This window comes from Streptomyces sp. MK37H, assembly GCF_018035285.1.
Lineage (GTDB): Bacteria > Actinomycetota > Actinomycetes > Streptomycetales > Streptomycetaceae > Streptomyces > Streptomyces endocoffeicus.
In genome coordinates this window covers 1-20,147 of sequence record NZ_JAAAYH010000132.1, presented here as the reverse complement: position 1 = coordinate 20,147, position 20,147 = coordinate 1, and the positions used below count along the sequence as shown (strand labels likewise).

Genomic DNA, 20,147 nt, shown 5'->3' with positions numbered 1-20,147 from the left:
GCCACTTGTCGAAGCTGGTGCAGGGGTGGGAGAGGCCCAGGGCCACCCAGTCGCCGACCTCCAGGGCCGTGTCGTCCGCGACCGAGACCCAGGCGTGCTGGTCGGAGAGGGCCGTGATGGTGAGGCCCGTGGCGGGGCGGGTGGAGGCGTCCCGGGCGGAGCGGATGAGTTGGGGTTCGGGCATGTCCAGGTCGTAGGCCGCGTCGCGCTTGCCCGCGTTCAGGAAGGCCTGGCCGGGTTCGGGGCGCGAGACGACCTGGGCCCACAGGCGGAAGGCCGGGTGCAGCTCGCCCTCCTCCGGGACGCGGTTGAAGGGGGTGATGTGCCGGTAGTGGCCGTCGTCGTGGGAGACGTACGCCCCCGAGCGCAGCAGCTTCAGCACCGGCCGCGACAGCGTCGGCAGCTCCGCGAAGACGTCCGCCACCGCGTCGAACCAGGCGCTGCCGCCCGCGCTGACGACCACCTCGTCCACGTCCTCGAAGCGGCCCGCCGCGTCGAAATCCGCCGCCAGTGCCGTGAGGCGGCGCAGCCACGCCCGTACCCGCTCGCCGTCCGGCTTCGGCACCTCGCCCTCGTAACCGGCCACCCCGACCAGCCGCAGGGTCCCGGTGGCCGCGACCGCGTCGGCCACCGCCGCGCACTCCGCCTCCGTACGGACCCCGGTGCGCGCTCGCTCGCCGCCGCCCAGCTCGACCACCACATCGACCGGCCGCCGTGCGCCCGCCTCCCGCAGGGCCGCGTCCATCAGCTCCACGCCGCGCACCGAGTCGACGTAGGCGATGAAGCGGAAACCGGGGTCGGCGTCGAGTTCGGCCGCGAGCCAGTGCAGGGCGGCGGCGTCGACGACCTCGTTGGCGAGGAAGATCCGCTGGATGCCGAAGGCCCGGTAGATCCGCACCTGGGTGGGGACGGCCGCGGTGATGCCCCAGGCCCCGTGCGCGAGCTGGCGCTCGAAGAGCTGCGGGGCCAGGGAGGTCTTGCCGTGCGGGGCGAAGGCGAGCCCATGGGCGGCGGAGTAGCGCTCCATCGCCACCAGGTTGTGCTCCAGCGCCTCGGCCGACAGCGCCAGTACGGGCGTGGTGAAGCCACCGGTGAACAGGGAGCGCCGCTCGGCGGCGAGCTCGCCGACCGTAAGGCCCTCGGCGTTCGGCGGCAGCCCCTTGAAGCGGTGGTCGACGCGCTCCCGCGCGAGGGCGGCGACGGCCTGGTCGCGGTGGTCGGTGGCCATGGAGCGCCTCCATAACGATTCCGGTTGCAATCTCTGCAACGTTCATTGCGCATAACGCTTAGCGCTGTCTAACATCCCGCCCAGCACCGGGTCAACGGTGTGTGGCTGACCCTCATCCGTCCATCCACGAGGAGCGAGACCAACCGTGTCCCCTCTCCCCAGCGGCGAAGTCGTCGATGCCGTCGATGCCGTCGTCGATGTCGTATGTCTCGGCGAGTCGATGGTCACCTTCGTGCCGTCCCGACCGGGCCGGCTGGCGGATGTCCCCTCCTTCGCCCGGGGCATCGGCGGCGCCGAGTCCAATGTCGCCTGTGGTCTGGCCCGCGCCGGGCACAGCGCGCGCTGGATCAGCCGGGTGGGCACGGACGGCTTCGGCGAGCACCTCGTACGGGAGATCGCGGCCACCGGCGTGGACACGGCGTACGTCCAGCGCGATCCGCGCCGCCCCACCGGGATCTACTTCCGTACGGCGGGGGAGCGTGCCGTCGGCTCCGAGCCGGTCGACGGGGACGGCGGTGAGGCGGCCTCGGAACCGCTCGCCGAAGTGCTCTACTACCGGGCCGGATCCGCCGCCGCTGCCATGTCCCCCGCGCTCATCCCCCGGGAGCGGGCCTGGTCCGGCCGGGTGCTCCATCTGACCGGGATCACCCCGGCCCTCTCCGGCGACTGCCGCGCGCTGATGCGCGAGCTGACCGCCCGCGCCCCCGGCCGGCCCCTCGTCTCCTTCGACCTCAACTACCGGATCTCGCTCTGGCAGAGGGAAGAGGGAGCCGGCGGCGAAAGCGGCCCCGCCGTGCTGCTCGACCTCGCCCGCCGCTGCGACCTCGTCTTCGTCGGCGAGGACGAGGCCGAGGCGGTCTGGGGGGTGCGCGGCCCGGAGGCCATACGGGCCGCGCTGCCGGAGCCGGAGGTGCTGGTCGTCAAGCAGGGCGGCGCCGGGGCCACCGCCTACGCCCGCCGCCCGGGCGACGGCGCCGACGACGTCACCTTCGAACCCGCCCCGCGCGTCGACGTCGTCGCCCCCGTCGGCGCGGGCGACGCCTTCGCCGCCGGTTTCCTCTCCGGCACCCTGCGCGGATTGCCGGTCGCCGAACGGCTGCGCCACGGCCACCTCATGGCCGCCGCCGCGCTCACCGTCCCCGGCGACCTCGGCACCCCGCCCTCCCGTGCGCACGCCGACCACCTGGTAGCACTCGATGCCACGCGGTGGGGCACACTGCGATTCGGCCCCGGCTGGACAGATCTGCCGAGTCCCGCCGAAAAGTGGGCCGAGACCGCAGCGGTGGAGGTACCCGACTCATGAGCCAGACCGTCGACCGAGCGCTGAGCATCCTGCCGCTGCTGGCGGAGGGGCCGGCCAATCTGGAGCAGGTCGCCACGCGGCTGGGCGTGCACAAGTCGACCGCGCTGCGGCTGCTGCGCACCCTCCATGAGCACGGCATGGTCTACCGCCAGCAGGACCAGCGCTACCGCCTCGGCGCTCGCCTCTTCGCGCTCGCGCAGGAGGCGGTCGAGAACCTCGACGTCCGCGAGATCGCCCACCCCCATCTGGTGGCGCTCAACGAACGCTGCGGGCACACCGTCCACCTCGCGGTGTACGAGGAGAACGAGGTGCTCTACATCGACAAGGTGGAGAGCCGCTACCCGGTGCGGATGTACTCGCGGATCGGCAAGCCCGTGGCCATCACCGTGGCCGCCGTGGCCAAGCTGCTGCTGGCCGATCTGCCCGAGCCCGAGCGGCGGACGCTGGCCGAGCGGCTCACCTACCCCGCGTACACGCCCCGTTCGACGCCGAACGCCGCCGCGTTCCTCAAGGAGCTGGCGACCGTGCGCGACCAGGGCTGGGCCACCGACTTCGGCGGCCACGAGGAGTCGATCAACTGCGTCGGGGCACCCATCCGGGGAGCGGACGGGCGGGTCGTCGCCGCCTGCTCGGTGTCGGCGCCGAACGTCGTCGTCAGCGCCGACGAACTCCTCTCCCTGCTGCCGCTGGTGCGCCGCACGGCGGAGGAGATCAGCCGGGAATACTCGGGCGGCGCCCCGGTGTCCCACGACGCGCAGCACCCCTCCCAAGTAACAGCAGAAACACCCGAGAAGAGAGCCGAGGAGACCTCCTCATGACCGAGAAGCTCCAGAAGACCGCGATCACCCCGGCCACGCACACCACCCCGCCCGCCAAGTTCTCCCACGGCGTGAAGAAGGGGAACATCCTCCAGGTCGCCGGTCAGGTCGGCTTCGGCCCCGCCGTCCCGGGCCAGGCACCCACCCCCGTCGGGCCGACCCTGCGCGAGCAGACCCTGCAGACCCTGCGCAATGTGCAGTCCGTGCTGGAGGAGGGCGGCGCGAGCTGGGAGGACGTGATGATGGTGCGGATCTACCTCACGGACACCGGCCACTTCGCCGAACTCAACGAGATCTACAACGAGTTCTTCGCCGACCTGAAGGAGGCCCCGGCAGCCCGTACGACGGTCTACGTCGGCCTTCCGGCCGGTCTGCTCGTCGAGATCGACGCCCTCGCGGTCCTGGGCTGACGCCCGAAACAGCCGGTCCCAAAGCGGCTGACCCCCGTACCCCCGCGGCGGGCGGGAGCTTTCCCCGCCCCGCCGCGGGTTCCACCCCTGACTCGTCCTCACCGTCCCCGTCGTCGGAAGCTCGAGCCCTGATCACCCGCACCCAGGTTTTCCCAGCGCGCGGCCCCCCGCCGTGCGGCGATACCCCCTACCCACATCCCGGAGTTCCCCATGCTGCTCGCGGCCGCTCCCGCTGCCGAGACCCCACCCCACACCGGTGGTCTGCTCGCCCTCATCCACGGCACCGCCGGTCTGCTGACCGTCGCCGCCCTCGGCATCGCCCTTCTGCTCTACCTGATCATCAAGGTCCGGCTGCAGCCCTTCGTGGCGCTGCTCGGCGTCTCCATCGCGGTCGGTCTGGCCGCCGGTCTCTCGGTCACCGAACTCTTCGGCACGGTCCAGAAGTCCGACGCCGTCTCGCTCATCGAATCCGGTATGGGCGGCATCCTCGGCCACATAGCCATCATCATCGGCCTGGGCACCATGCTCGGCGCGATCCTCGAGGTCTCCGGTGGCGCGGAGGCGCTCAGCGCCCGGCTGCTCGGCCTCTTCGGGGAGAAGCGGGCGCCGCTCGCGATGGGGCTCACCGGCCTGATCTTCGGCATACCCGTCTTCTTCGACGTCGGCATCTTCGTCCTCGCGCCGATCGTCTACGCGGCCGCCAAGCGCAGCGGCAAGTCGATCCTGCTCTACGCGATGCCGCTGCTCGCGGGGTTGTCCATGACCCACGCCTTCCTGCCGCCGCACCCCGGCCCGGTGGCCGCGGCCGGACTGCTCCATGTCGACCTGGGCTGGGTCATCCTGATGGGCATCGTCGTGGGCATCCCGTCGGTGCTGGCCGCGTGGGGCTACGCCGCCTGGATCGGCAAGCGCATCTTCGTGCCCGTACCGCAGGACATGGTCGAGGCGGCCGAGGAGTCCCGCGAGGCGGTCGCGGCCCAGCAGCGCGCGTCCGGCGCCACCCCGGCCGAGCAGCCGGTCTCGGTGGCCACGGTTCTCGCGATCATCGGCACCCCGCTGGTGCTGATCCTCTGCGCGACGTTCTCCTCGATCGCGCTGGACCCGAGCACCGGCCGCTCGGTCATCGAGTTCTTCGGCCACCCCTTCGTGGCGCTGACGATCGCCCTGCTCCTCGCCTACTACCTGCTGGGCATCCGGCGCGGCTGGTCCCGCAAGTCCCTGGAGACCGTCTCCACCGCCTCCCTCAAGCCGGTGGGCAACATCCTCCTGGTGGTCGGCGCGGGCGGGGTCTTCGGCGCGGTGCTCAAGGGCAGCGGTGTCGCCCAGGCCCTGGCCGACGCCTTCGACAGCGCGGGCCTGCCGGTCATCGTGCTGGCCTGGCTGATCTCGGTGGTGCTCCGGGTGGCCCAGGGCTCGGCGACGGTCGCGATCGTCACGACGGCGGGCATCGTCACCCCGATGCTCTCCGGTGGCGACTACTCGCAGGCCCATCTGGCGCTGGTCATCATGTCCATCTCGGCGGGCTCGATCTTCGCCTCGCACGTCAACGACGGCGGCTTCTGGATGGTGGCGAAGTACTTCGGCATCTCCGAGAGCGACACGCTGAAGTCCTGGACGGTCCTGGAGACCGTGCTGTCCGTGGCCGGATTCGTGGTGGCGGCCCTGCTGAGCGTCGTCATCTAGCGGACGGCACCCGCATGACGGCGGCCCCCGAATCCCGGCAGAAACCGCCGGGATTCGGGGGCCGTCGCTTCTGGCTCAATTCCGCTCCGTGCCCAGTTGGCATTCGCCGCAACATTCACCATTGCAACTCATTCATGGGAGCATCCAACTTTGATCAAATGATGGCAAAGAATGCTGGTCGAAACGGAAGGCTCCCGCTCGGCGGCGACGTCGCGAATGCCAAGTCGTTTCATGTTCCGCATACATTCAACTTTCCATCCCCATAAGCAGCATGATCAATCCATAGGGTCCTTGAGGCATTTGAAGGAAGGGACCCATGGAAGAACTCCGCGCGATCCGGGCTCGCGGTATCACGAAGGGCTTCGGTGATGTCGTCGCCCTGGACGGCATCGATCTCGATGTAACACCGGGTCAGATCCACGGCCTGGTCGGACCGAACGGCGCCGGAAAAACGACGTTGCTCGGCCTTCTGCTGGGGCTCGCGGTGGCCGACAGCGGTCGCCTGGAGATCCTGGGTACACCGGTCGAGCGGGCACTCGACGCTCCCGACGGTGTCGCCGGCTTCGTGGACGGCCCCGCCCTCTACCCCTCGCTCACCCCACGGCGGAACCTCGCCGCGCTGGCCGCGCTCCGCGGCCACGACGCGCGCACGGCGGGGATCGACGACGTACTCGCCGAGGTCGGTCTCACCGACGTCGCCGACGACCGTACCCGCGGCTTCTCCCTCGGCATGCGCCAGCGGCTCGGGCTCGCCGCCGCCCTGCTGACCAGGCCCCGGCTGCTCGTGCTCGACGAACCGTCCAACGGCCTCGACCCGGCGGGCAAGAAGCACGTGCACGGTGTCCTCAGCCGGCTCGCGGCCGACGGAACCGCCGTGGTGCTCTCCAGCCACAACATGGACGACCTCGAGGCGCTGTGTTCCGAGGTGACCATCCTCGCCGCCGGACGCGTCGTCTTCTCCGGCCCGCTGACCAAGCTGGCCACCGAGAACCGTGAACTCGACTACCGGCTGCTCACCTCCGACCCGCGGGCCGCGCGCCGGCTGGCGGACGACGCGCCGGGTATCCAGGTCGTCGACGAAGCCGGGGTACGGCGGGACGCCGAACCGCTCGTCGTACGCGCCCTGGTGCCCGCCCTCGACCAACTCGTGGCGCGGCTCGTGGAGCGGGGCGTCGCGCTGCGCGAGCTCACTCCCGTGGTGTCGCCGCTCGAAGCCGCGTTTCTCGCCCTCACCGAACAGCAGGAGGCGGGCAGATGACCGCGACCCTCACCCAGAGCCGGGAACGGGAACCCGAGCGGGTGACCGGGGGCCGTCGCGTCCCCGTCACCCGCGCTTGTCGCTTCGAGTTCGTCAAACTCGTCTCCCAGTGGCGGATCCGCCTGCTGGTCCTCGCCTGCTGGATCGCTCCCGCCCTCTTCGTCGCCGGGGTGAGCCAGCAGAGCACGCTTCCCGTCGACACCCTCTTCGGGCGCTGGATGCTCGCCTCCGGGTGGGCCGGGCCGCTGGTGATGCTCGGTTTCGCGGGGACCTGGGCGCTCCCGCTGCTGACCTCGGTCGTGGCCGGTGATGTGTTCGCCTCCGAGGACCGGCTCGGCACCTGGCGCCATCTGCTCGTCGCGGTCCGCTCGCCCCGGCGGATCTTCATGGCGAAGGCGGTGGCCAGTCTCACCGTCCTGCTGCTGCTCGTGGCCGGGCTCGCGGTCTCCAGCACCGTCGGCGGCCTCCTCGTGGTCGGCAACCAGCCGCTGGTCGGTCTCGACGGCCATCTCCTGGCACCGTCGGACGCCGCCGTCCAGGTCCTGCTCTCCTGGGTCTGCGTCCTCGCCCCGACCCTGGCGCTCGCCGCACTCGGCTTCCTCGGGTCGGTCACGCTGGGACGGTCCCCGATGGGGCTGCTGGTGCCCGTGCTCGTCTCGCTCGCGATGGCGGTCGCCCAGATGCTGCCGCTTCCGGTGGCCGTGCGCGTCGCCCTGCCGAGCTACGCCCTCATCTCCTGGAACGGTCTGTTCACCAGCCCCCAGCAACTCGGCCCGCTGCTGATCGGCATCGTCGTCAGCCTCGTATGGGCCGTGGTCGCGACGGCGCTGGCGTATGTGCTCTTCGTACGGCGCGACTTCACCAACCTGGCCCACGACGGTTCGGGCCGCCGCGCGATCACCGTCGGAGTCCTGCCGCTCGTCGGGGTGGCCGCCGCGTCGTTCGCGGTCGTCGCCGCGACGACCTCGGCGACGGGCTCCGGGATCGAGCAGGACAAGGTGCAGCGCTCACTCGCCACGGCGTTCGCGCACCTGTACCGCATGCAGACCGACCAACTCAACCGACCCGCCGTCACCGAGGCCCAGTTGAAGACCACGGCGTCGTGCAACAAGGGAAGCACCAGGGTCGCGGCGGAAGGCCCGGGCAACGACTGGCGCTGCGTCGTGACCTGGCATCTTCCCGGCGTTGAGGCCCCAGGACAGGCCATCTACCAACTCGACGTCACTCCGGACGGCCGGTTCATGGCCGATGGCGATGGACCGAAGGAAGTGAACGGCTACTTCCTGGTGCGGACCCCCGATGGGGACGCGCCGAACCCGCTGTGGCAGTTCGACGGCAACGTCGAACTGCTCGACACCACCCCGAAGGGATAAACCCCATGCAGGTGACTCGCCGCCGCAAGCTCGTCGAGGAAGCTCGGATCAGCCTCATCAGTAGACGCATCGGCCGCCGGATACCGCTTTTGACGGCGGGCACCACTGCCGTCGCCCTCGTGGCCGCCGGCACGGCGCTCGCGCAGACCCACCAGTTCGGCACGGACCAGGTCGGTCAGGTCACCGAGAACGGCCAGGTCGTCTCCAGCAACCAGTACATCGCCCCGTACGGCGACCGTCTTGTCATCAACCAGGGCAAGATCATGTCGTCCTCGGTCAGCCCGGACGGCACGCACATGGCCGCCTCGGTCACCGACGGTGGCGCGGCCCTGGCCATCGTGGACCTGAAGAGCTGGAAGACGCAGCAGCTCGTCAGCAACGCCGCGTCGTCGAACCCCCGCATCAGCGGCAACAACGTGGGCCAGGAAGGCCCGACGTACTCGCCCGACGGCAAGCAGCTGTGGCTGGGCCAGCCGGACGGCTACACCGTGTTCACCGTGAACGCGGACGGCGGCGTCTCCGGCCCGCGGACCGTCACCATCCCGGCGGACGGCTCCAAGCGTGCCCTGGTGGGCGCGGCCGTGTTCGCGGCCGATGGCAAGACCGTGTACTCCGCGGTCAACGGCCAGAACCGGGTCGTCGCCATCGACGCCGCGACCGGGACCATCAAGCAGAGCTGGAACGTGGGCAACGCCCCGCGTGGCATGGCCGTCGTCGGCAACAAGCTCTACGTGAGTAACGAGGGCGGTCGCCCGGCCAAGCCCGGCGAGCCCACGATCAACTCGTACGGTACGCAGGTACTCGCCGACCAGAAGACCGCTGCCACCACCAGCGGCACGGTCAGCGTCATCGACCTGGCGAACCAGGACGCCGCGGTCTCCAGCATCGAGGTCGGTCTGCACCCGACCGCCGTATACGCCAAGAACGGCGTGGTGTTCGTCACCAACACCGCCGACAACAACGTGTCGGTCATCGACACGGCGAAGGACAAGGTCGTCCAGACCATCTCCACCCAGCCGTGGGCCAAGTCCCGGGTGGGCTACGAGCCCGACGCGGTGACCCTCACCGACGACGGCCACCTGCTGGTGACCCTCGGCCGCGCCAACGCCGTCGCCGTCTACAAGTACACCTCCGCACAGGAGCCGGTCTCTTACGTCGGCCTGCTCCCCACGGACTACTTCCCCTCGGAGATCACCACCTCCGGCAACCAGGTGTACGTCTCCAACACCCGAGGCATCGACGCCCGCCGTAAGGCCACCGGCGGTCACGGCACCCACGACACGACGTCGAGCGTGCAGCGGTTCACGCTGCCCGACGACAGCGTGATCAGGTCCTACACCGGCAAGGTCTTCAAGCAGAACGGCTGGGACGGCGAGTCGCTCAAGAAGTCCGACGGCACCCCGGCCAAGCCGGTGCCGGTCCCGGTCAAGCTCGGCGACCCCTCGACGATCAAGCACGTCTTCCTGCTCGTCAAGGAGAACCGGACCTACGACCAGGTCTTCGGTGACATGCCGAAGGGCAACGGCGACCCGTCGCTGACCGAGTTCGGCGAGAACGTCACGCCGAACCAGCACGCCCTGGCCAAGCAGTTCGGCCTGTACGACAACACGTACGACATCGGCACCAACTCCGCCGAGGGTCACAACTGGCTGATGCAGTCCGACAACCCGGAGTACACCGAGTCCTCCGCCGGTGAGTACACCCGCAGCTACGACACCGAGGACGACGCCCTCGGCCACCAGAAGACCGGCTTCATCTGGACCGGTGCGCAGGCGGCCGGCAAGTCCGTCCGGAACTTCGGTGAGTTCCAGCAATTCCTGACCAAGCCGTCGGGCGCCAGCTGGCAGAACCTTTACTGCGACACCAAGAACATGGCCGCGACCGGTCAGGACACCGCCTACCCGCTGAACTCGAGCTCGCCCATCCCGTCGCTCAACGACGTGTCGGTGCACGGCTTCCCGAAGTTCGACACCAGCGTCCCGGACGTCTACCGGGCACAGATCTGGAAGCAGGACTTCGAGAAGAACGGACCGGCGAACCTGAACATGTTCTGGCTCTCCAGCGACCACACCGGTGGCCCGGTGAGCCCTGCCTCCCAGGTCGCGGACAACGACCTCGCCGTGGGGCAGATCGTCGACAAGATCTCGCACAGCAAGTACTGGAAGGACTCGGCGATCTTCGTTGTCGAGGACGACTCCCAGGCGGGTCTCGACCACGTCGACGGCCACCGTGCCCCGGTCCAGGTCATCAGCCCCTGGGCCAAGCACTCCACGGTGGACAGCCACTACTACTCGCAGATCAACATGGTGCGGACCATCGAGCAGATCCTCGGGATCCAGCCGATGAACCAGAAGGACACCGCGGCCACCCCGATGGCCTCGGCGTTCACCCAGCGCCCGGACTTCACGCCGTTCAAGGTGCTGCCCAACCGGACCTCGCTGACCGACGGTGTGAAGACCGCGCCGTCCTGTGGTCTGGACACCCCCGCGGCGCAGAGCCCGAAGGCGGCGGCCGTGCCGTCGGCCTCGGTGCCGGCGGACATGAAGAACGTCGCCGCCGAGTGGGACCAGTGGAAGTCGAAGCAGCGGCTGACCGGTCCCAACGCCGTTCCGGACTACGCTCCCCCCGCCCAGATGAACCACCTCACGTGGTACGAGACGCACAACTGGGCGAAGCCGTACCCGGGTGAGAAGAAGATCTACGCTCCTCAGGACGTGCCGGGCGCCTACATCCCGTCGGCGGAGAACGACGGCTGACGACCACGCTCGGGGCCCTCGTGAGGCGCCGTCCCGGTGGGCTCCCCGCCGGGACGGCGCTCGCGTCGGGCCGTGCGGCCTGGCTCAGGTTCCGGTGCAGTACTGCGATTCCTTGCCGATGGACCGGTACATGCAGTCCGCGTTCTCCACGAGTTGGAGCACCGCGTCGCGGTTGCGGCTGGTCTCGCGGTCGATGACCTCGTCGGGCGGGTAGAAGCCGCCGGCGCCGGAGGAGGTCGGGTACATCTCGAAGGTGTAGGCGAAGATCTTCTGGTTGCCCCACAGGTAGTCGTCGATCGCGCCGTCGGTGATGTACAACTCGCTCGACTGCTCGGGGGTGTAGCCGTTGCTCGCGGCCATCTTCTTGCCGACCGCGGCGAAGGCGTCGTAGTCGTCCCGCGTCATGCCGGTGGTGGTTTCGTCGTACGTCCAGCCGAAGGGCCACAGCACCAGTTCGCTGTAGGTGTGGAAGTCGATCGCGGCCTTGATCTGCTGCTTGCCGTCGACGACCCGGCTGCGCGCGAAGTCGGCGACGACCTTCACCTCGGGGGCGGAGGCGGCGCGGGGGCCGCGGTAGGTCTCCGAGCTGGGCGAGCCGGAGGAGCCGCCGCAGCAGCCCCACTTGAAGTCCCAGTTGCGGTTGAGGTCGGTGCCGATGGCCGAGGAGCCGGAGTTGGGCTGGCGGTTCTTGCGCCAGCTTCGGTAGGAGCCGGTGGCGATGTCGTACTCGCCGCCGTCCGGGTTCACGTCGGGGACGATCCAGATCTCCCGGCCGTTGACGGCGTTTGTGATCCGGGAGTCGCTGCCGTAGCCCTCGGTGAACTGCCGCACCAGATAGAGCGCCATCTCCACCGTAAGGTGCTCACGGGCGTGCTGATGGGCGGTGAAGAGGACCTCGGGCTCGCTCTCGTCCGTGGCCACGTTGTCGCTGATCTTGAGGGCGACGATGTCGCGGCCCTCGTACGACTTTCCGATGACGCGCTTGCTGAGAATCGACGGATACTTGGCCACCGCCGCGTTGATCTCGGCGTTCGCTTCGGCGTAGTTGTGGTACTTCGCATCGGATGACGGGAAGTCAAACGGCTTGGCCGACCTGCCCTCATTGCGGTCGGGCGGGCCCTGGAGCGCGGTGAGCCGGTAGCCGAGCGCGCGCAGCCGCTTGGCCTGCGCCGGGTCGGCGGTGACGACCAGGGAGCGGGCGTCCACCTCGTCGATGGACACCCCGGTGGCGGCGACCGCGGAGCGGTCGGCCTTGGTGGCGGGGCCGGAGACCTCGTACTGCCGCACGTCCTGGTCGGCGGCGGCCCGGCCGGCCGATGGGGCGGTGCGCTCGGTGCCGGGCCGTGGGCTGGGATCGTCGGCCTGAGCTGCCATGGGTGCGGCGAGTGCGAGGGTGAGCAAGGCGGTGAGGGCGGTGGCCCGTCTACCGCTGATGCGACGTCGCATGACATCTCCTGGGGGGTTAAGGGCGAGCGACTGCTGCGCCAGTGTTCGGCCATGCGCATGACATGCGCAAGGGTGGGAAATGGTCGAAGCCGAAGGAATCTCTCATCGAGGGAAGGAACCCCCCGCATGAACAGACCTCTCGTCGGTGTGCTCTCGGCCCTGTTACTGGGCGGCGCGACCCTCGTCGGCGCGGGCGCGGCGCCCGCGACGGCCGCGTCCCCCGCCAAGGCCCCGGCCAAGGCCCCCGCCAAGGTCTCCGCCAAGGCCCCGAAGGCGGTCGACTTCGCGGGCACGGTGGCGCTCAGCAACTGCTCCGGCTCCGTCGTCCGCACGCCGGGCTCGGCCGACAGCGACCCCGCGCTCGTCCTCTCCAACGGCCACTGCCTGGAGAGCGGCTTCCCCGGCGCGGGAGAGGTGATCGTCGACCAGCCGTCCAGTCGGAGCTTCACCCTGCTGACCGCCTCGGGCGGCCGGGCCGGCACCGTCCGGGCGAGCAAGGTCGCGTACGCGACGATGACCGACACCGACATCTCGCTGTACCAGCTGACGTCCACGTACGCCCAGATCCAGTCGTCGTACGGCATCAAGGCACTGCAGCTGTCGGACAGCCACCCGACCCAGGGCTCCGCCATCAATGTGGTCTCCGGTTACTGGAAGAAGATCTACTCCTGCAATATCGACGGATTTGCATATCGCCTTAAGGAGGGGGACTGGACCTGGAAGGACTCGGTCCGCTACACCTCCGCCTGTAACACGATCGGCGGAACGTCGGGCTCTCCCGTCGTCGACCCGGCGTCCGGCAAGGTCGTGGCCGTCAACAACACGGGCAACGAGGACGGCGGCCGCTGCACCCTCAACAACCCGTGCGAGGTGGACGAGAACGGCACGGTGACGGTGCGCCAGGGCATCAACTACGCCCAGGAGACTTACTCCATCACCAAGTGCGTGACCACCGGCAACAAGATCGACCTCAACCTGGCGGGCTGTGTGCTGCCCAAGCCCTAGCGAACACCCGTACGCCAGTGCACCCCGCCTGCCATGGGCGGGGCGCACCGGCGTACGACGAACTGTCGTTCGCGCCCTGTAGGGCTGAAGCCCGCCGGGCCTACAGCCCGTGGACGTGCGGGCCGACCGCCTTCGACCAGGCGTTCCCGTTGGCCGCGTCCCAGTTGGTGGACCAGGTCATCGCGCCACGGATGCCGGGGTAGGTCTTGGACGGCTTGAAGGAGCCGCAGCCGGAGCCCTTGGCGAGGCAGTCCAGGGCGTCGTTGACGACGCCCGGCTCGACATGGCCGGAGCCAGCGCCGCTGGTGGAGGCGGGCACGCCGATGCCCACCTGGGACGGGTCGAGGCCGTTCTCGAGCTGGATGCAGGCGAGGGCGGTGAGGAAGTCGACCGAGCCCTGCGAGTAGACCTTCCCGTCACAGCCCTGCATCGAGCCGCTGTTGTAGTACTGCATGTTGACCACCGTCAGGAAGTCCTTGATCCCCAGGGCGGTCTTGAAGTACTCGGTGGACGCCGACTGCATGTCGATCGTCTGCGGCGCCATGGTGACCACGACATCGCTCTTCTTGTCGTGGACGGCCTTGAGGGCCTTGGTCATGTACGTGGAGTTGACGCCGTTCTCGAGGTCGATGTCGACGCCGTCGAAGCCGTACTTGTCCATCAGGCCGGTGATGGAGGAGGCGAAGGCGTCCGCCGAGGCGTCGTCGCTGACCGAGATGGTGCCCTTCTCGCCGCCGACGGAGATGATCACGGACTTCCCGGCCGCCTGCTTGGCCTTGATGTCGTCCTTGAACTGCTGCTCGTCGCTGTAGCCGGTGGCGGGGTCGAGCTTGAAGTCGACCGCTCCGGGGGAGCCGGTGGCGTCGGCGAAGGCCACCGCGATGATGTCGTAGTCGTCCGGGACGTCCGAGAGCTTCTGCTTCGTCGCGCCGTTGTCGAAGTTCTGCCAGTAGCCGGTGACGGCGTGCTCGGGGACGGCGGCGGCGTGCTGCCCCGCGTCCGGGTGCTCCTCGGACGCGTTGGCCGAGCCGGCGGATATGAGCCCTCCTGCGGCGAGGGCGACGACTGCGGCGGCTCCGAGCAGCCGCTTGGTGAACTGTGCGCGTACCACGACAGCCTCCGTACGTGGGGGGATGTGGGGGAGGTGGTGCCAGTGCGCGTTCAGGGGCCCCTGTGGCGTGCGTATAAGGTGGTCCAGACCAATAGCGTTGTCAAGCCCGCACGACGTCTTCCCTGCACGTGAGGGTGAAAAATGCGGATGAGGGGGCCAAGAGCGGTCGCGCTCCCGGCCCCCTTGGCCCCTCCCCGCGAACGGGGCCGCGTCACGCTATGGCAGACCGTGGACCTTGGGGCCCACCGCGTTCGACCACGCGTTACCCGCCGTCGCGTCCCAGTTGGTGGACCAGGTCATCGCGCCGCGCAGACCAGGGTAGGTCCGGGACGGTTTGAAGGAGCCGCAGTTCGTACCGCGGGCCAGACAGTCCAGGGCGTTGTTCACGACCGTCGGGGAGACATAGCCGCTGCCCGCGCCGCGCGTCGAGGCGGGCAGGCCGAGGCCGACCTGGGACGGGGACAGCCCGCCCTCCAGCTGGATGCAGGCGAGGGCGGTGAGGAAGTCGACCGAGCCCTGTGAGTAGACCTTGCCGTCGCAGCCCTGCATCGAGCCGCTGTTGTAGTACTGCATATTGACCACCGTCAGGATGTCCTTGATGTTCAGCGCCGTCTGGAAGTAGGCGTTGGACGTGGACTGCATGTCGATGGTCTGCGGGGCCATGGTGATCACCAGGCCGGACCCGGCCTTCGCCGACAGGGAGCGCAGCGCCTGGGTCATATAGGTGGCGTTGAGGCCGTTCTCCAGGTCGATGTCGACGCCGTTGAAGCCGTACTCGCGCATCAGGGCGTAGACGGAGTTGGCGAAGTTGTCGGCGGAGGTCGAGTCGTTGATCGAGACCGTGCCGTTCTGGCCGCCGATGGAGATCACGACGGACTTCCCGGCCGCCTGCTTGGCCTTGATGTCGTCCTTGAACTGCTGCTCGCTGCCGTAGCCGACGGCGGGGTCGAGGGTGAAGTCGACCGCTCCGGGGGTGCCGGTGGCGTCCGCGAACGCCACCGCGATGATGTCGTACTGGTCCTGGACCTCGCGCAGCTTCTGCACGGCCGCGCCGTTGTTGAAGTTCTGCCAGTAGCCGGTGACCGCGTGCTTGGGCACGGTGCCGCCCCCGCCCCCGCCGCTTCCGGCGGAGGTGGTGCCGGTGACGGCGGCCGACCTGGGCGACTCGCCCGCCGCGTTGGTGGCGGTGACCTGGAACTGGTACGAGGTGGACGGCGACAGCCCGGTCACGGTCGCGGAAGTGCCGCCGACCGACTGCACCTTGGAGCCGTCGCGGTAGACGTTGTAGCCGGTCGCCCCGGTGACCGGGGACCAGGACAGATCGACGGAGGACGAGGTGACGGCGCCGGCCTTGAGCCCGCTCGGCGCGCCCGGCACCGGGTCGCCGGGGTCGCCGCCGGGGCCGGTCAGGCTGATGTCGTCGGCGTAGTAGGCGGGCTGGCCGTACCAGCCGTGGGTGTAGACGGTCACCGAGGTGGTGCCGGCGCCGGTGGTGAAGCTGGTGCTGAGCTGCTGCCAGCCGGTCGCGGAGGGCGTCCAGGTCGAGACGTCGGTGGTGCCGGTGCCGCTCGCGCCGAGGTACACATAGCTGCCCTGGACCCAGGCGCTGAGGGTGTACGAGGAGTTGGGCTTGACGGCCACGGTCTGGGCGCAGCGGGCGTTGTCCGAGCCCGCCGGGGTGGCCTTGAGGGCGGCCGAGCCGCTGTGGACGGGGCTCGCGACCGTGGTGCCGCTCGCCGCCGAGCAGGTCCAGCCGCTGAGGCCGGACTCGAAGCCGGGGTTCTGGGCGAGGTTGGCGGCCGCGGCACTTGAGGCGGTGCCCTGGGCGGCGCGCGAGGTGGCGCTTGAGGTGGCGCCCGATGCGGTGCCGCCGAGGGCGACAAGTGCGGTCGCGCCCAGCGCGGTTGCGGTGAACGCGCCGGTCAGCCGGGCGATGTTGCGTCTGAGTCGGGTGGTGCGGGGGTGTGGGGCACGGTCCATGACTGCCTCCGTGGGGGAATCCGTTGGGAAGCCGGCGTGAAGGAGGAGATTGCGGACGGTGGCCACCGTGTGAACGTAACGTGGTCCAGACCAATGCCCTTGTCAAGGGGATGCGCGCACTGAAGGATCGGGCCTGGAGTGCGTAACCCAGAGGAACTGTTCTCTCACGCCGTTTTCGTGGATAAAGTGACGACGCACCAGGACAGGGGCAGTAACGAGACAGGGGCAGTAACGACCTGCGGCCGCCGCCGCTCGGCGCCGATGTGAGACGGGGTAGCCGACGTGCCCACCGCGATAGCAGTCACCGGCCGCGAGCTGGTGCTTCCGCCGCCCGACGGGCAGACCCCGTCGGCCGTCGTGCTCCGCCCGCCGGACGCACAGTCACTCGACGACGCCCTCGCCGAGGTCGCGACCCTCCTCGACCAGCAGGGTTATCTTGTCGTGCTCTACCCCGCCGCGACCCCCGCGGCCGTGGTCCGCAGGCTCCACACCGTGCGCTCCGTCCTGGAGAGCGACCGGATGGCGCTGCTGCCGCTCGAACTGCCCCCGCTGGCCGTCGCCGTATTAGCCCGTCAGCTGCGCCAGCTGTCCATATCCGACTTCAGCCCCGGCGTCCTGGCGTGCGCCGCCCGGCTGCTCTCCCACTACATCCACGCGGGCGCCCTGCTGGGCAGCGTCGCCAAGCTGGACCGGGTCCCGGTCAGCCTCACCTCGCACGTCAAGTCCTGGGTGCCCGGCGCCCACTTCGGCGTGCTCGCCCACCCCACCCCGCACCTGGTCAAGGTCGGCGGCGCGACCGAGCTGCCCGCCCCCGGGTACGCCACCTCCATGACGATCGCCCGGGGCCAGCTCAGCAGCCATGGTTACGGTGACGGCGGCGCGGGCCACGACGACTGGGTCACCGGCGCCCTCGCCCCCGCCTGGGGCGTACGCGGTGTGGCGGAGGTGCCGCTGCCCGCCGAGTCGGCGCGCTGGTGGGGCACCCCGAAGCTGATCGAGTTCGCCGCGGCCATCCCCGACCTCACGGTCCTCTACCAGCTCGTGGCCTCCGTACGGAGAGAGGAATGCCACTGGTGCGGCTTCGAACTCATCGGCGACCGCTGCGCCTTCTGCTCCTGCCCGGTGGCCCGCGGCGATGAGATCCCCGCACTGCTCACGTCCCAACGTCCCGCCCTGACCAGCCGGTAACGTCCCCGAACGAGGTTGTGCGACCCATGAATTCACGCCAGCGCCGCGGAGTCATCCTGCTGCTCCTGTCGGTCCTGTGCGCCGTCGGCGCCTTCGCCGGAGTCCTCTCCGTCGTCAACGACGTGGAGTCGAAGGTCGGCCCCGAGACCACGGCCTACAAGCTCACCTCGGACGTCAAGCCGTACAAGGCGCTGGAAGCCGGGGAGTTCGAGAAGGTCTCGATGCCCAAGCGCTATGTGCCGTCCACCGCCGTCACCGATCTCGACGAGCTACGCGGGAAGATCGCGGTGACCCAGCTGACCAAGGGGTCGCTGCTCCAGCGCGACATGATCGTGAACCGGCCCGCCCTGAAGCCCGGGCAGCAGGAGATCGCGATCATGGTCGACGCGGCGACCGGCGTCGCGGGCAAGATCACTCCAGGGGCGCGGGTCAACATCTACGCCACCTTCGAGGGCAGCACCCAGGGCGAGAAGCCGGTCTCCAAGCTGATCGTCGCGGGCGCCGAGGTGCTCGACCTCGGCAAGATCACCGCCCTGGAGCCCGACCAGGACGACAAGCGGCGGATCAACGAGGCCGTGCCGATCACCTTCGCGCTCGACACCAGGAACGCCCAGCGCGTCGCGTACGCCGAGTCATTCGCCTCGCATGTGCGGCTCGCGCTGGTCGCGCCCGGCGGGGGCCCTTCCATAGACCCCGACGACCGCACCTACACCCTCGACGGCGACAAATGAGTGAGGAGGTGCCGCGGTGACGATCAGACTTCTGCCGGCCGTCGGCGACCCCGACGCCGCCCACTCCCTCAGCGGGCTGCTCGGCCAGCTGCCCGGTGTCGAACCGTCGGCGCCGGTGGGCGACTCGACCCAGCTGCTCGACACCCTCGCCTCGCTGGCCGCCGCCTCCCTGGAGGAGCTGCCGGAGGTCGTCCTCGTCCATGAGCGCATCGGCCCGGCCCCGGCGCTGGAGCTGATCCGCGAGATCGCGCTGCGCTTCCCGGCGGTGGGCGTGGTGCTGGTGACCGCCGACGCGGGACCCGCGCTGTACTCGGCCGCCATGGACGCCGGGGCCCGCGGCATCGCCGGGATACCGCTGGCGTACGAGGAGCTGGCGGCCCGAGTCCAGGGCGCCGCCCAGTGGGCCACCGGCGTGCGGCGCCATCTCGGGGGCGGCGGCGATCCGTATCCCGCCGGACCCGGCGGCAAGCTGGTCGCGGTCGCGGGCGCCAAGGGCGGGGTGGGCACCACCGTGACCGCCGTACAGCTCGCGCTCGCCGCGCGGGCCGCGGGCCGTAAGGTCGCGCTGGTCGACATGGACCTCCAGTCCGGGGACATCGCCTCGTACCTCGATGTCCAGTTCCGGCGCTCGATCGCCGATCTGGCGCAGATCAACGACATCTCGCCGCGGGTGCTCCAGGACGCGGTGTTCACCCACCAGACCGGGCTCGGGCTGCTGCTCGCGCCGGGCGAGGGCGAGCGCGGCGAGGAGGTGACCGACGGCACCGCCCGCCAGGTCATCGGCGCGCTGCGGTCGCGCTTCGAGGTCGTAATCGTCGACTGCGGTACGCAGATGACCTCCGCGGGCGCCGCCGCCGTGGAGCTCGCGGACATCGCGCTGCTGGTGACCACCCCGGACGTGGTCGCGGTGCGCGCCGCCAAGCGCATGGTCCGGCTGTGGGACCGGCTCCAGATCCGCAAGGCGGAGGAGACCGTGACCGTGGTCAACCGGCACTCCCGCAGCGCGGAGATCCAGCCGCAGCTGGTCCAGCGGGCCACCGGCACGACGGTGGCGCGCACGGCGATCCCGGCCGGATTCAAGGAGCTGCAACCCGCCGTCGACTCGGGCCGGATGCACGACCTGGACGCCAAGTCGGCCGTCAAGCAGGCGCTGTGGGGGCTGGCCGGTGAGCTGGGCCTGGTGGAGGCGGCGCCCCCGGGCGGTGGCCGCCGCGCCGGCCACCGGGGCGGACACGCGGCCGGGGGCGGCGGCGAGCGCGCCCTGCCGGGGCTGCGGCGGCGCCATGCCATAGCGGCGGGCGGCGACCCGGCGCAGGGCAGCGTGGGTGACGGCACCGACGCGCTGAACGAGATCGCCCCGCCGTCCACCAGGGGCTTCCTGCGCAAGCGGGGCGGCGGCGACCGCGGTCAGGTGACGGTCGAGTTCCTCGGCGTCCTGCCGCTGGCCCTGATCGTGCTCGCGGTCATCTGGCAGCTGGTGCTGGTGGGCTACACCTACTCACTGGCGGGCAACTCCGCCGACAAGGGCGCCCGCGCGGGCGCCGCCAAGGGCGCGGGCGCCTGCCAGGACGCGGCCGCGAAGGACATCCCCGGCTCCTGGACCGCCGACATCGACTGCGGCGGCGGCGACGGCACGGTCTACAAGGCCACGGTCAGGCTCCACGTCCCGATCCTCTTCCCGGGCGCCGCCGACTTCCCCTGGACGGTCACGGGCACCGCGGGCGCGGCGGACGAGACCGACCTGGCGGGCGGAGGAGAGTGAGATGACCCGTCACCACCCTCCCCTCTCCGGACGCCCGGCGACGGCGCCCCGCCGTCGTGCCCGCCCGGGCGCGGCCACGCCCCCGGCCGTCGTGC

15 protein-coding genes are annotated in these 20,147 nt (G+C 70.2%); 11 read left to right on the top strand and 4 right to left on the bottom strand.

What is annotated here, in order from left to right; translation table 11 throughout:
* The coding region (locus GWI24_RS19880; RefSeq protein WP_210947275.1) for an alanine racemase at window positions 1-1,228 on the bottom strand (1,228 nt) is incomplete at its 3' end.
* A 145-nt stretch (window positions 1,229-1,373) separates the two neighbouring features.
* Between GWI24_RS19880 and GWI24_RS19875 the strand changes: the two genes are divergently transcribed.
* The 7 genes from GWI24_RS19875 (at window position 1,374) to GWI24_RS19845 (ending at window position 10,829) form a co-directional block, all read left to right on the top strand.
* The gene (locus tag GWI24_RS19875) at window positions 1,374-2,531 is read left to right on the top strand and encodes a sugar kinase (protein ID WP_210947274.1); all 1,158 of its coding nucleotides are present in this window, start codon (window positions 1,374-1,376) and stop codon (window positions 2,529-2,531) included.
* Entirely contained in the window at window positions 2,528-3,349 is an 822-nt protein-coding gene (locus GWI24_RS19870; RefSeq protein ID WP_210947273.1) for an IclR family transcriptional regulator, read from the top strand. Before GWI24_RS19875 ends, GWI24_RS19870 begins: the two co-directional genes overlap by 4 nt.
* Complete coding sequence (locus GWI24_RS19865; RefSeq protein WP_210947272.1) at window positions 3,346-3,759, top strand: RidA family protein; 414 nt, start codon at window positions 3,346-3,348, stop codon at window positions 3,757-3,759. The genes GWI24_RS19870 and GWI24_RS19865 overlap by 4 nt, the downstream gene beginning before the upstream one ends.
* Window positions 3,760-3,969: 210 nt before the next feature.
* A complete protein-coding gene (locus GWI24_RS19860) occupies window positions 3,970-5,442 on the top strand; it encodes a GntP family permease (RefSeq protein WP_210947271.1) in 1,473 nt (490 codons plus the stop codon).
* A gap of 316 nt (window positions 5,443-5,758) precedes the next feature.
* Window positions 5,759-6,700: an ABC transporter ATP-binding protein gene (locus tag GWI24_RS19855; RefSeq protein ID WP_210947270.1), complete on the top strand. Its 942-nt coding sequence runs from the start codon at window positions 5,759-5,761 to the stop codon at window positions 6,698-6,700.
* Window positions 6,697-8,073 (top strand): ABC transporter permease, encoded by a 1,377-nt coding sequence (locus GWI24_RS19850; protein WP_210947269.1) that lies wholly within the window; start codon window positions 6,697-6,699, stop codon window positions 8,071-8,073. Before GWI24_RS19855 ends, GWI24_RS19850 begins: the two co-directional genes overlap by 4 nt.
* Window positions 8,074-8,078: 5 nt before the next feature.
* Window positions 8,079-10,829 carry a bifunctional YncE family protein/alkaline phosphatase family protein gene (locus GWI24_RS19845; RefSeq protein ID WP_210947268.1) on the top strand — a complete coding sequence of 917 codons (2,751 nt, stop codon included), beginning with the start codon at window positions 8,079-8,081 and terminating at the stop codon, window positions 10,827-10,829.
* Between the two features lie 84 nt (window positions 10,830-10,913).
* Here the strand turns inward: GWI24_RS19845 and GWI24_RS19840 are convergent, their stop codons facing one another.
* The gene (locus GWI24_RS19840) at window positions 10,914-12,275 is read right to left on the bottom strand and encodes a M14 family metallopeptidase (protein WP_210947267.1); all 1,362 of its coding nucleotides are present in this window, start codon (window positions 12,273-12,275) and stop codon (window positions 10,914-10,916) included.
* Between the two features lie 126 nt (window positions 12,276-12,401).
* On the opposite strand from GWI24_RS19840, the gene GWI24_RS19835 reads away from it, so the two are divergent.
* Entirely contained in the window at window positions 12,402-13,280 is an 879-nt protein-coding gene (locus GWI24_RS19835) for a serine protease (protein ID WP_210947266.1), read from the top strand.
* Between the two features lie 100 nt (window positions 13,281-13,380).
* Here GWI24_RS19835 and GWI24_RS19830 read toward each other — a convergent pair whose 3' ends face one another.
* Window positions 13,381-14,391, bottom strand: a complete 1,011-nt coding sequence (locus GWI24_RS19830; protein ID WP_210947265.1) for a chitinase — start codon at window positions 14,389-14,391, stop codon at window positions 13,381-13,383.
* 216 nt (window positions 14,392-14,607) lie between these two features.
* Window positions 14,608-16,371, bottom strand: coding sequence for a chitinase (locus tag GWI24_RS19825; protein ID WP_210947264.1), 1,764 nt, complete (start codon window positions 16,369-16,371; stop codon window positions 14,608-14,610).
* A gap of 282 nt (window positions 16,372-16,653) precedes the next feature.
* Here GWI24_RS19825 and GWI24_RS19820 point away from each other — a divergent pair, with 282 nt between their 5' ends.
* From GWI24_RS19820 to GWI24_RS19810, 3 genes are read left to right on the top strand one after another with little or no spacing between them, the layout of a single operon-like run.
* Window positions 16,654-17,559 (top strand): hypothetical protein, encoded by a 906-nt coding sequence (locus GWI24_RS19820; RefSeq protein ID WP_210947263.1) that lies wholly within the window; start codon window positions 16,654-16,656, stop codon window positions 17,557-17,559.
* A gap of 26 nt (window positions 17,560-17,585) precedes the next feature.
* Complete coding sequence (gene cpaB / locus GWI24_RS19815; protein WP_210947262.1) at window positions 17,586-18,290, top strand: Flp pilus assembly protein CpaB; 705 nt, start codon at window positions 17,586-17,588, stop codon at window positions 18,288-18,290.
* A 16-nt stretch (window positions 18,291-18,306) separates the two neighbouring features.
* A complete protein-coding gene (locus GWI24_RS19810; protein ID WP_210947261.1) occupies window positions 18,307-20,052 on the top strand; it encodes an AAA family ATPase in 1,746 nt (581 codons plus the stop codon).
* Window positions 20,053-20,147 lie beyond the last annotated feature (95 nt).

What these genes read in the sequence shown, in the direction of transcription:
- GWI24_RS19870 (WP_210947273.1), top strand. Translation starts at nt 2,528, where the DNA reads ATGAGCCAGACCGTCGACCGAGCGCTGAGCATCCTGCCGCTGCTGGCG.
- GWI24_RS19865 (WP_210947272.1), top strand. Translation starts at nt 3,346, where the DNA reads ATGACCGAGAAGCTCCAGAAGACCGCGATCACCCCGGCCACGCACACC.
- GWI24_RS19860 (WP_210947271.1), top strand. Translation starts at nt 3,970, where the DNA reads ATGCTGCTCGCGGCCGCTCCCGCTGCCGAGACCCCACCCCACACCGGT.
- GWI24_RS19855 (WP_210947270.1), top strand. Translation starts at nt 5,759, where the DNA reads ATGGAAGAACTCCGCGCGATCCGGGCTCGCGGTATCACGAAGGGCTTC.
- GWI24_RS19850 (WP_210947269.1), top strand. Translation starts at nt 6,697, where the DNA reads ATGACCGCGACCCTCACCCAGAGCCGGGAACGGGAACCCGAGCGGGTG.
- GWI24_RS19845 (WP_210947268.1), top strand. Translation starts at nt 8,079, where the DNA reads ATGCAGGTGACTCGCCGCCGCAAGCTCGTCGAGGAAGCTCGGATCAGC.
- GWI24_RS19840 (WP_210947267.1), bottom strand. Translation starts at nt 12,275, where the DNA reads ATGCGACGTCGCATCAGCGGTAGACGGGCCACCGCCCTCACCGCCTTG.
- GWI24_RS19835 (WP_210947266.1), top strand. Translation starts at nt 12,402, where the DNA reads ATGAACAGACCTCTCGTCGGTGTGCTCTCGGCCCTGTTACTGGGCGGC.
- GWI24_RS19825 (WP_210947264.1), bottom strand. Translation starts at nt 16,371, where the DNA reads ATGGACCGTGCCCCACACCCCCGCACCACCCGACTCAGACGCAACATC.
- cpaB (WP_210947262.1), top strand. Translation starts at nt 17,586, where the DNA reads ATGAATTCACGCCAGCGCCGCGGAGTCATCCTGCTGCTCCTGTCGGTC.